The 11,599-nt window shown below is 59.4% G+C and carries 11 protein-coding genes; 8 read left to right on the top strand and 3 right to left on the bottom strand.

The annotated features are described in order from the left end of the window. Positions 1-181: 181 nt before the first annotated feature. The 3 genes from AKL28_RS18875 (at position 182) to AKL28_RS18865 (ending at position 2,743) form a co-directional block, all read left to right on the top strand. Positions 182-907 carry a GGDEF domain-containing protein gene (locus AKL28_RS18875; protein WP_169801856.1) on the top strand — a complete coding sequence of 242 codons (726 nt, stop codon included), beginning with the start codon at positions 182-184 and terminating at the stop codon, positions 905-907. A gap of 644 nt (positions 908-1,551) precedes the next feature. Further along, positions 1,552-2,100: a response regulator transcription factor gene (locus AKL28_RS18870; RefSeq protein ID WP_050469706.1), complete on the top strand. Its 549-nt coding sequence runs from the start codon at positions 1,552-1,554 to the stop codon at positions 2,098-2,100. 40 nt (positions 2,101-2,140) lie between these two features. Further along, entirely contained in the window at positions 2,141-2,743 is a 603-nt protein-coding gene (locus AKL28_RS18865; protein WP_231602507.1) for a GGDEF domain-containing protein, read from the top strand. Between the two features lie 106 nt (positions 2,744-2,849). Here the strand turns inward: AKL28_RS18865 and AKL28_RS18860 are convergent, their stop codons facing one another. From AKL28_RS18860 to AKL28_RS18850, 3 genes are all read right to left on the bottom strand, one after another. Then, the gene (locus AKL28_RS18860; RefSeq protein ID WP_050469704.1) at positions 2,850-4,289 is read right to left on the bottom strand and encodes a c-type cytochrome; all 1,440 of its coding nucleotides are present in this window, start codon (positions 4,287-4,289) and stop codon (positions 2,850-2,852) included. A gap of 65 nt (positions 4,290-4,354) precedes the next feature. Next, a complete protein-coding gene (locus AKL28_RS18855; RefSeq protein WP_050469703.1) occupies positions 4,355-6,007 on the bottom strand; it encodes a GMC family oxidoreductase in 1,653 nt (550 codons plus the stop codon). Further along, complete coding sequence (locus AKL28_RS18850) at positions 6,004-6,642, bottom strand: sugar dehydrogenase complex small subunit (RefSeq protein WP_050469702.1); 639 nt, start codon at positions 6,640-6,642, stop codon at positions 6,004-6,006. The genes AKL28_RS18855 and AKL28_RS18850 overlap by 4 nt, the downstream gene beginning before the upstream one ends. Positions 6,643-7,060: 418 nt before the next feature. Between AKL28_RS18850 and AKL28_RS18845 the strand changes: the two genes are divergently transcribed. The 5 genes from AKL28_RS18845 to AKL28_RS18825 all read left to right on the top strand — a co-directional run bounded on the left by AKL28_RS18845 (position 7,061) and on the right by AKL28_RS18825 (position 11,374). Further along, positions 7,061-8,257: an MlaE family ABC transporter permease gene (locus tag AKL28_RS18845; protein WP_439950946.1), complete on the top strand. Its 1,197-nt coding sequence runs from the start codon at positions 7,061-7,063 to the stop codon at positions 8,255-8,257. Next, a complete protein-coding gene (locus AKL28_RS18840; protein ID WP_050469701.1) occupies positions 8,251-9,078 on the top strand; it encodes an ABC transporter ATP-binding protein in 828 nt (275 codons plus the stop codon). Before AKL28_RS18845 ends, AKL28_RS18840 begins: the two co-directional genes overlap by 7 nt. Positions 9,079-9,080: 2 nt before the next feature. Next, complete coding sequence (locus tag AKL28_RS18835) at positions 9,081-9,998, top strand: MlaD family protein (protein WP_050469700.1); 918 nt, start codon at positions 9,081-9,083, stop codon at positions 9,996-9,998. Beyond that, on the top strand, positions 9,995-10,630 hold the full coding sequence (locus tag AKL28_RS18830) for an ABC-type transport auxiliary lipoprotein family protein (protein ID WP_050469699.1): 636 nt from the start codon (positions 9,995-9,997) through the stop codon (positions 10,628-10,630). Before AKL28_RS18835 ends, AKL28_RS18830 begins: the two co-directional genes overlap by 4 nt. 171 nt (positions 10,631-10,801) lie before the next feature. Beyond that, on the top strand, positions 10,802-11,374 hold the full coding sequence (locus tag AKL28_RS18825) for a phospholipase D family nuclease (protein ID WP_156226405.1): 573 nt from the start codon (positions 10,802-10,804) through the stop codon (positions 11,372-11,374). The last annotated feature ends 225 nt before the right edge of the window (positions 11,375-11,599 follow it).

Raw genomic sequence — 11,599 nt, 5'->3', positions numbered from 1 at the left:
TTGCCGCTACCGTCGATGAAAAATGAAAACGGTGTCGCCCGTATGCCCTCTCGTACGGGCATTGCTTGACTATCGACGCAACAGGGAATCCTGCAACGTCTCAAGGACTAGCCTTGGCTGCCGGCATCCTCCCCATCGCTACCTGACGTCACCGACTCAGACCGCCGGCCAGGCGCCGCCCTTGCGGCGACACCTGGTTTTGCAAAGGCCAATGCCCATGTTTGAAACGAACGATATTTTTCTCCCATGCCTGGCTGCACTTGCCGGTGCGGTGGTCTTTTGGCTCGCGACGTGGCGGCGCCTGCTGGGCATGCGCAAGCTGTGGCGTGCTGCCTGCATCGAACTTGATGCCGCCCGCGGCGAGATTGTCCGTTTAAAGAAAGCCGCTCAGTACGACCACTTGACCGGCCTGCCCAACCGCACCCTGCTTGATGAGCAGATGAAGAAAGCGATTGCGCACGCAAAGGCAAGCCAAAGCCATTTCGTGGCGCTGTTTATGGACCTGGACGAATTCAAGACGGTCAACGACACCATGGGCCACCATGCCGGCGACCAGTTGCTGGTCCTGGTCGGAGAACGTCTGCGGCAGGTCATGCAGGACCAGGGGATGGTGGCGCGCATCGGCGGCGATGAGTTCGTAGTCATTGCCGCCATCGGCCATCCTGACGATGGCGCGGCGCTCCTGGACAAGATCGAACGCTCATTCGACCGCCCTTTCCTGCTGGAACACACGCCATTCGCCATCAGCGCCAGCATCGGCCTGGCCGTCTATCCCGAACACGGGAGCACGATCAAGGGATTGCTGTCGACGGCGGATGGAGAGATGTATCGAAGGAAACGCGTGCAAGATGACGTGCCGCCGCAAGAGCGGGAAGGCACATCGGGCCGGAGGCGGGCCAATCGTTGAGCAATCCTGTGAATTGATGTTTGCAGTTTGATGCGAGGATCGACAGTATCGTCGCATCAAACCATCCCCTCATACCTGCCGCCCGCACTATTTGCAGCATCGCGCGGCTCCATCTCTCGCGCCGGTTAAGTTGCTCGCAGCGCCCCGGTCCCGTCCCACTTTCCATTGCCGCTCCAATGCCGCGACATGCTCATGGGACGCTTGATATCCCGTCGCTTTCAGATTCAGATCAAGGAATCCGCTTGAGGCTATCTCGCTTGCGGGATTGGAGTGCCCCTGAAGCCAACCAATCTGAAAACGGGATATCGCGGGATGGCAGCATTCCAAATGCCGCCTCCAATATTTCCCAAAGAAAATTTTGTCGAGATTTTTTGTGAATATCTCCCCGACAAAAAGAATGTATAACGTAATCAATAGTTAAAGCTCATCCGGTAAGAGCGCCAGTAACTGCGTATTTCGATTTGGGGGATGTGAATCGACGTGGCCGTCTTAATCGTAGAGCATTCGAACGAGGGATCAGCGAGCATACGAAAAGCTCTTCATCCCATGGGGCTTCCCATGAGATCGGTCTCCTCTGTTTCTCAATTGGATGTTGAGATTCAAAAAAAAAGCCATCAATCATAGTCATTGAGGCTTCCCGAGTCATGGGCGAGTTCCTGCCGCTGATCGCCAATTTGCGGCAGAAATTTCCCACGCTGGGGATCGTGGTGATCGCTGAGAATGTTGACGAAACAGCTCATGCCAGGGCATTGCATGACGGTGCGGACTATTTCCTCTACAAGCCGATCAAGGATTCCGTTTTTCTTGCAACGATTCGTTCGTTCTTGCGCCGGCTGCATATCTTGCCCGACTCCGCCCTCAACACGGCCGAGTCGTGGCGCTTGCATCGACGCAACGGTACCCTGATCAGCCCCGGAAACGAGCGCATCACGCTCAGTGACAGGGAATGCGCTGTATTGGCCACCTTGTTTTTGAGTCCGCATTTCCCGGTGAGCTCCGAGAGCCTTTTACATGCGCTCAATATGGCGGCGGATATTTTTGATCCGCATCGGATCGACACCATCATCTATCGGATCAGGAAAAAACTAAACCAGCTCAGTCATTCGACATTCGAAATCAAAAACATCTACGGCAAAGGCTTCATCTGCGTTGGAATGAAAGAAAGTGCGATCTTTTATGTTTGGGATGGATAACAATCTAATTGCATATTTGAGTAGTCTCGGGCTTGTGACTGTGTTCCTGGGTATCGCCTGCATCAGGCTGGTCCGTATCACGAGAGAACGCAATGACCTGTCGGCCAGGCTGGCGCAATCGGCGGCAAGCAATGAAGAACTGAAAAAGCTCGCGCTCTATGACTGGCTGACCGGGCTTCCCAACCGGTTATTGCTGGAGGACCGCATTAACCAGGCCATCGCCAAAGCGCAAAGGGAACAGGGGTGTTTTGTCGTGCTCTTTCTCGACCTCGACTGTTTCAAGATGGTCAATGACAAGTTCGGCCATGCAGCCGGGGATCTTCTGCTGAACCAGATCGCTTTGCGACTTTCCGAGAATCTGCGCCATCACGACACGGTCGCGCGGATGGGCGGCGATGAGTTTGTCGTCGTTGCGGAAGTCCTGACATCGCAGGATATTTCCACGATCTGCGACAAGGTCGCCAAGTCTTTTTCCAGTCCGTTTCTCATTGCCGGGAAGATGCTGACCATAGATGCCAGCATGGGCCACGCACAATATCCGGACGATGGCGAATCCATTGAAGATTTGCTGTCGAAAGCGGATGACGGGATGTACAACCTGAAAAATGGAAAACGTCTGGATGTGAATTACATCATGGGGTAATTCTCCATTGCCAATTACCGCAGAAAAAAAAACCGCCCGAAGGCGGTTTTTTTCAATGTACCAGCGACCTCACCGGCAACAGGAATAAAGGTTGCGGCTCCATCACTTAAGGTTCAGGCCGGCGGCGTCGGCGCGCAATGATGACCGCCAGGACGATCAGCAGCAACAGCACCACAACGGCACCGATGGCCGGCGCCATATACGGCTGCAATTTCGCCAGGGCCGGCTGCTCCCCGCCACTGCGGGCCTGCGCCACATAGGCTTCCGTGACCTGTACATCCGGATTGCCGTATTGCTCCAGTACGTAATTGGCGATCAGCGCGATCTGCCGGTCGGTCAGCGGGTTCACATAGGAATACGCATCAAAGCGCGGCATCAGAATTTCCTGGTCGCCGACCTTGCGCTCCACCCCATACAGGATCGCCGCCACCAGATTGGCCGGATTGCGGGAACCGGTGGTGGTGTTATTGAACAGCGATGGATAGCTCTGGCCGTTGCTGCCGCTGCCTGATGCAGAGTGGCAGCTGGCGCAATAACCGCTGAACAATACGGCGCCGCTGTTAAGGCTGTTGTGCTCGTTCGGGCCAGCCATGCCGCGTAGCGTGGACTCGGCGCTGGCGGCCTTGCCATAGCTGTATGCCGGTTTTTGCTGGGCGCTATCGCGCACCGGCGGCACCGTGCGCAGATACGCAACGATAGCGGCGATGTCATCGTCGCGCAGATGCTGGAAGCTGTTGGTCACCGCTTCCGCCATCGCACCGCCAGCCTGCCCCTTGCCTTCGGCGCGGCCGGTTTTCAGGTATTGCACCAGTTCGGCATCGCTCCAGCCACCGATGCCGCTGACGGCATCCGAGGTAATGTTCGGCGCATGCCACGGCCCAAGCGGGGCGCCGGCCAGGGCCGCGCCGCCTTTCTCCCCCATCAGGAAATTACGCGGCGTATGGCAGGTACTGCAATGCGCCAGGCCATCGGCCAGATATTTTCCGCGATTGATTTGCTGCGACTGGGAAGCATCCGGAACGAAACGCTTGTTGTCGAGGAAGATCGCATTCCACCCCAGCATCGACATCCGCACATTGAACGGAAACGGCAGCTTGGTCTGGTTGGCAGGCGGTTCGTCGACCGCTTCCACCGCATGCATGAAATAGCTGTACAGCTTGTGCACATCGCCGTCGGTCAGCATGGCGTAGCTGGTATAAGGCATGGCCGGATACAGATGGCTGCCGTCGGCACGCACGCCTTCACGCAAGGCGCGCGCAAACTGCTGCTCGGTGTAGTTGCCGATACCGGCTGTCTTGGAGGGCGTGATGTTGGTCGCGTAGATCGTGCCCAGCGGCGATTCGATCGCATAGCCACCGGCATAAGGTTTGCCGGACGGCGCGGTGTGGCATGCCATGCAGTCGGCGGCAATGGCCAGATAACGGCCGCTTTCGATATCGGACTGGGTGGCATCGCCGGCACTGGCGGAAACGGCTGGTGTTTCCTGCGGTTTGTCTTGCGCATGCGCGCTGCTGCAAACGGCATAAAGCAGTATGCCCGCCAACATGGATGCGCTTGCGATTCGCCATAATGCTTGCGCAGGCTGGCGAGCGATAGAGTGGGTTCTCATGGTCAGCCTTTCGCCAGCATCTTGCCGATGTCATCGGCCGCGCGCAGCCCCAGTGCGGCCATGCTCAGCGTGCTGTTGACGACGCTGGCGGACGGCATCGCGCCGCCGCCCGGCAACCACAGGTTGGCATGGTCGTGCGCGCGGCAATTGCCGTCGACTACCGAATCCTTTGGGTTGCTCCCCATGATGACGCCCCCCATCACATGGTTGTTGGCATTGAGGCTGGTGGTGATGTTGAACTCCACTGCGCCGAACAATTGGCCGATATGCTGGAGCTGCTTGTGTGCGGCTTCCGCCCCTTTGCGCACATAGTCGCCGACATCGTAATAGATGTCCGGGCAAGCCAGCCCGAGCGGGTCCTTGCGGGTCTTGCTGAGGGTCAGACGGTTATGGGCTTCCGGCAGCGGCTCCAGGCTGATCGACAGATCCACGCCATACGCCGCGCGGCGGCGGATTTCGTCATCCAGTTCCTGCCCCACCAAACCAAGCTTCAGGGCTTGCTGCGTGGCCGGGCCCACACGGGTGATGTTATTGAGGATCATCTTGTTCGACGAATACTCGGAACGGAACGCACCATCGCGTGGGCCGACCAGGCAACTGCTTTGCGCCGGCCCGCGGCCGGTCCAGATCGGTTCGTTGGCGAGGAAGGTGCAGTGGAAACCCGAGTGGTCCATCATGTTGCGGCCGACCTGGTCCGACGAATTGGCCAATCCGTTCGGGTTCGCCGCGTTCGCCGCCAGCAGCAGCAGGCGCGGCGTTTCAATGCCGTTGCAAGCAAACACGAACGCCTTGCCCGTGGCTTTATGCGGCTTCTTGCCGGCGTCGTACCAATAGACTGCGGTAATGCGATTGTTCTGGTCGTTATCGACCTTGAACACGACGGCCTCGGGCAACACCTTGACGCCTTTCATCTCGGCGCGCTGCACGTGGTGAATGCCGTTGTACATGGCGCCGATGGGGCAGATCGGCTGGCAGTTGTTATTGCCGCAACAAGTTGGACGGCCTTGCCAGGGGCGCGTACTGCGGCCTTGCGGAATCGGCACCGAGTTGTAGCCATGCGCGTTCACCACTTCGGCAAAGCGCTTGTCGCCATACCCCCACGGCACCATGTCCATCGGATAAGGCTTGCTGCGCTCGCTGGGCGATTGCATGCCCGGATCGTTCGGGCCGGCCACCCCCATCTCCTCCTCTGCGCGGCAGTAGTAGGGCTCCAGCTCCTCATATGAAATCGGCCAGTCGCGGCCCACGCCATAGGTCGACTTCATTTTCAGGTCGACCGGCAGATGGCGCCAGCACGATGCCGCCCAGTGCCACGTCGTGCCGCCAACGGTGCGCAGATAACCTTGCTGGAAACCGTTGCCGTCCGGGCCGGACAAGGCGATGTAGTCGTTCTTGGGGAAATACAGCGGCGCCGGTGCGTTCGGCGCCTGCGGATACAGCCCCTGGAAGTCCGAACCGGCGCGGTTTTCGAAAGGCATGTTGCGCCAATTCTCCACCGCTTGCGCGCGCTCGATGCGCAAGCCCGCCTCCAGCATCAGGACGGAATAACCCTGGCTCACCAGCTGGTCGGCAATCATGGCGCCGACCACGCCGGAACCGACAATCACGACATCGGCCGTCGCATCGCCATCCGCAGTAAATATGGGTAGTTTCATAGCGATTTCGCCTTGGGTTCGGGAGTGCCAACCGTAGCCGGAGCCGGTGTGGAGACGGGCAAGGCAACCGGCGCCGAGACGCGGATTGCCGGCGGCGCCTTGGTCCACCACAGCGGGCCGTAATTGCAATAGGTCGGCACCGTCTGGCCGTCTGCGACCGGACGGTACATCAGCGCTTCGGCATAGGACACCACCACCGCTTGCGCCCCCTTGCCGACGGTGCCGGTGTACCAGGCCGCGACAACCGCCAGCGCCAAATCGCGCAGCCCTGCGTCGGTGGCGGCGGCCAGCCATGCTTTCGGCTCCTGGCCTGCATCCGGCAACGCGGCGAGTTTCTGCCATTGCGCAGCGAAGTCGGGATACGTCTTGCGCATCGCCGCCTCGATCCGGCTTGCCGTTTCAAGAGGAAGGTCACCGTGGCCGGTAATGTGCTTGGAAAATGCGAGAAAGGCGATTGCCTCGGGGCTGGAGGGCGGCGGTGCGGCACCGGTCGCCGGTGGAGTCTGGGCATTGCTGAACAGCGGATTGCTCCAGAAACCGGCCTCTGCGATCAATGCGGCAAGGCCGATCAGTACATGGCGCCGGCTGAGGCCGCCGGTAAGCCGGATGCCGGGGGGCGTGGCGGGCTGCTTCATGAGATGACTCTTTTGCTGGGTATGGTGGCCTGGCGCATGGTGCAAACTCCTGCAGTTTTTTTATCGGCGTACTTGGTGGATCTCCTGATCGAAGCCTGGAACAATTGACGTGATCTCAGTAAAGCAGAAATGCGGCCATTTTCACAGCCTTTTTTGTCAAATCGATGGCGACAGCTCTTCAGCCATCTCTATGCCCCGGAAATTTTCCCCGGCCGCATCGGCGTCTTAACATCGCCCTGCGAATCAACAGGATTCCCGGATGACAGCAAGTGCAGTCATTGAACTTGCCATAGGCAACGCCCTTACGACAAACAGGAGAATGACTTAATATAGACCCGAACTTGCTCCCCATCATCTGCATTGACCAATCACACCGTTTTCAGCATGGCTACCTATATTGCGCTAGCTTCGATGAACCTTGACGTTCCGGACAACCGGCCACGACGACAAAAGCGTGCGTTCCATCGTGGGTGACACATTGAACACGGCCGCTACCCTGCATCTGGACACCACATCGAATCCGCCACACCTGCATGCGGGCGGCGACTGGACCCTGCCTCACTACGGCAAGCTGCAGAACCAAATTTCCGCAATGCGCCTGCCGCCGTCGGCGCCGGTCAACATCAGCTTTGCACAACTCACCGCGCTCGATACCTCCGGCGCCGTCCTGCTCGCCGAACTGCTCGGCGCCCCGCGTGCGCGCGAACTGGCGCAAGACGGGAGCGGCCTGCCCGCCGCATGGCGTTCCTTGCTGGCCACGGTAGCGCAGGCGCTGGAGCAAACGTCGGCAGCGCCGCCGCCCGCACAGCATGGCTGGATATCCGATCTGCTGGCGCGCATCGGTGTTGCCATGATTGGATTGCGCGCCAATACGGTGGCCTTGCTGGGCTTTACCGGCCTCACATTGCAAACCTTGGCAGGCAGCCTGTTGCGCCCTTCCCGCTGGCGCGTTACGGCGACCGTCGCCCAGATTGAACAGACCGGCCTGGACGCCGTACCGATCGTGGCCCTCCTCACCTTCATGGTGGGCGCGGTGATTGCCTTTCTTGGCGCCACGGTGCTGGCCAATTTCGGCGCCAGCATCTATACGGTCGACCTGGTGGCCTTCTCGTTCCTCCGTGAATTCGCCGTGCTGCTGACCGCCATCCTGATGGCGGGACGCACGGCCAGCGCCTTCACCGCGCAGATCGGCTCGATGAAGGCCAATGAAGAAATCGACGCGATCCGCGCATTGGGCCTGGACCCGTTGCAAATGCTGGTGCTGCCCCGCGTGCTGGCCTTGCTGGTTGCCATGCCGGCGTTGACGTTCATTGCCATGATGTCGGGCCTGCTCGGCGGCGCCATGGTATGCGCACTGACGCTCGATATCAGCCCGACCATGTTCATGACCTTGCTGCAGCAGGATGTCGGCATCCGGCATTTCTGGCTTGGCATGTGCAAGGCCCCGCTGTTCGCTTTCGTCATTGCGCTCATCGGTTGCCTCGAAGGCTTCAAGGTCAGCGGAAGCGCACAATCGGTCGGCCAGCATACGACCTCCAGCGTGGTGCAGTCGATCTTCCTGGTCATCCTGCTCGACGCCGTTGCGGCATTGTTCTATATGGAGATGGGATGGTGACCCCGGATAACAGCCGGACGGCATCGGACGTGGTGATCGATGTGCAAGGACTCACCAACCGCTTCGGCAAGCAAACGGTACATGACAAGCTTGACCTGCAAGTGAAGAAGGGAGAAATCCTGGGTGTCGTCGGCGGCTCCGGCACCGGCAAGTCAGTCCTCCTGCGCAGCATCGTCGGCCTGCAGAAACCGGCCGCCGGCAATGTCCATGTCTTCGGCCAGAACCTGTCCGCGCTGGCGCCGCAGGAACGCTCCCGCTACGAACGCCGCTTCGGCGTCCTGTTTCAGCGCGGCGCCCTGTTCTCTTCACTCACGGTGCTGGAAAACGTCGCCTTGCCGCTCATCGAATACGGTGGCCTGGCAGCCAGGGAAGCGCAGCACCTGGCGGCAATCAAACTGGCGCTGGCCGGGCTTCCTCCGGAGGCTGGCAACAAGTATCCGGCCTCGCTGTCGGGCGGCATGGTCAAGCGGGCCGCGCTGGCACGCGCCCTCGCGCTCGACCCCGACATCCTGTTTCTCGACGAACCCACCGCCGGCCTGGACCCGATCGGCGCTGCCGCTTTCGACAACCTGATCGTCACCCTGCGCGACGCGCTGGGGCTGACCGTCTTCCTGGTGACCCACGATCTGGATACACTGTACGCAATCTGCGACCGGGTAGCGGTACTGTCAGCCAAACGGGTACTGGTCGTCGCCGATATCGACACGGTGGCGGCAACGCCGGATCCCTGGGTACACGACTATTTTCAAGGGCCACGCGGCCGCGCAGCCAGTAAAGCCGCTCTTAGCAAAGCCGCACTTTCGCAGCAGGAACCACACTGACCATGGAAACACGCGCCCATCATGTCCTCATTGGACTCTTCACCATTCTGGTAGCCGCGGCAGCCTTGCTGTTCTGCCTGTGGCTCAACAAATCCAGCGGTGACAAGAACGTCAGCTATTACACGATTGTCTTCAATGAAGCCGTCAGCGGCCTCTCCAAAGGCAGCCCGGTCCAGTACAGCGGCATCAAGGTCGGCGATGTCTCCTCCCTGACCCTCGATCCGCAAGACCCGCGCAAAGTGCTGGCGCGTATCCGCATCGTCGGCAACGTCCCCATCAAGCAGGACACCGGCGCCAAGCTCGCCCTTGCCGGCATCACCGGAACCTCCCTGATCCAGCTCACCAACGGCTCTCCGCAAAGTCCCAAACTGGAGGGCAAGGGCGACAGCGACCCGGTCATCATCGCCACGCCCTCGCCGCTGAGCGCACTGCTGGCCAATGGCGAAGATGTCATGACCAACGTCAATGACGTGCTGCTCAACGCCAAGCAGTTCCTGGCCCCCGACAACGCCCGCCGTTTCGGTGAAACCCTGCAGCATCTGGAGAAAGCGACCAGCAGCCTGGCTGCCCAGAGCAATGGCCTGGGCGAACTGGTTCGGCAAATCGGCGACGCGTCGCAGCAAGCCAATGCCGCGATGCTGCAAGCGAACCGCCTGCTGTCGCATCAAGGGACCGATGCCATGAACAACATGCAGCAAGCCATGGCATCGCTGGCGACCAGCAGCAAACAGATCGAACAGCTGCTCAGCCAGAACCAGGGCGCACTCAACAGCGGCGCGCAAGGCCTTGCCGAAATCGGCCCGGCGGTCGCCGAATTGCGCAGCACGCTGGCATCGGTCCGGGCCATCAGCCGCAAACTCGAAAACAATCCCGGCGGCTATTTGCTCGGGAAAGAAAAAATCCAGGAATTCCAGCCATGAGCCTTCCCTCCTTTCGCACCCTGTCGGCGGCATGCCTGCTCAGCCTGACCACCGCATGCTCGATCCTGCCCAAGTCCGAACCGGTAGCGATCTACCGCTTGCCGGCCCTGGCCACCGGCCAACCCGCAGCCGGCACTCCAGTTGCGCCCGCCAGCCAGCGTTCGCTGAAAATAATCACACCATATGGCGGCCGCGCCATCGACAGCGAACGAATCCTGGTCTTGCCTGAAGGCGACCTGATCCAGTCTTATCAAGGCGCACGCTGGAGCGACCCGGCGCCTGTCCTGTTGCGCAACCGGCTGTTGCAGGCGTTTTCCGCCGATGGCCGCATCCGCAACCTGTCGACCGACGACAGCAACGTGGCGGCCGATCTGGAACTCGGCGGCGACCTGGTTGCCTTCCAGACGGAATACCGCAACGGGGTACCGGTTGTCATCATCCAATTCAATGCGCGCATGGTCGATACCGCCAGCCGCCGGATCCTTGCTGTGCGCAGTTTCAATGTCAGCCAGCCGGTTGCGGGAACCAAGATACCGGAAGTCGTCAATGCCTTCGGCGCCGCCAGCGGTACATTGGCAGCGGAAATTCTTGACTGGGTGACAGGCGCGCCGGGCATGCATGCCAAATCCTGATGCGATTCCGGGTGGCCTCCGATGCGGCCATGTCTCGCCAGCAAAGGCGAACGTCGAAACAAATGTTCCTTGGGCTACCAAGCCGCTTGCCGGGTGTGTCGTGCTTCGAATGGGTGAGGTACCTGATATCCGCAATCGATCAGAAACTCTCGTCCGAAGGGAAAGAGATTCATGAACTCAACAATGAAGAAAGCACTGTTTGCTATCTCGTTAATTGCGGCTGCAAATGCCTGCGCAATGCCACCGGAACCGGTTCCGGGTTCAAAGCCGGGAGTGGAGGGGCCACAAATAGAAAGCGCTTTTTCGCCGGAAGCCGGGGGGGAAGAGCTGGTGCTCAAGGTCATCGGATCCGCACGGAAAGAGCTGCTCTTGGCGGCTTATTCGTTCTCATCCCTAAAAATCGCCACGGCTCTTGTCTCTGCAGAAAAACGTGGCGTGGACGTTCGCATGGTTGTGGACGACAAGAGAAACCGGGGGAAATCAAGTATCGCAGCATTGAGTTTTTTGGCGAACGCGGGTATCCCCGTAAGAACGAATAGCGCGTATGCCCTCCATCATGACAAGTACATTGTCGTAGACAGTCGCCATGTACAAAATGGGAGTTTTAACTATACTGCCGGCGCTGCCGAAGCGAATAGCGAAAATGTGCTTGTCATATGGAACGATGCTGAATTGGCAGCCTCTTTTGCAAAGCACTGGCACGTTAGATGGGATCAAGGTTCTGCATTTATTCCCAAGTACTGAGGGCTGATAGTTTCAAAATCTCCATCAACTCAAACGGCCGAGATTGTCCAAATACAGGAATAAGAAAGCCCCGAACCGTTGCCGGTCGGGGCTTTGTAATTATCGATACCTGAGAAGATTCGTGGCCTTCGCCCCAATCTGGAGAGTGATAACCGCCGCGGGTGAATCTGCTCAGGTATCAGATCGTAGGGGCATGCGAAGTCCCCACGAAGCAGAATATAAATT

Source organism: Herbaspirillum chlorophenolicum, assembly GCF_001189955.1.
Lineage (GTDB): Bacteria > Pseudomonadota > Gammaproteobacteria > Burkholderiales > Burkholderiaceae_D > Herbaspirillum > Herbaspirillum chlorophenolicum.
The sequence above is the reverse complement of the archived record's forward strand: the minus strand, read 5'-3'. Positions and strand labels throughout refer to the sequence as shown.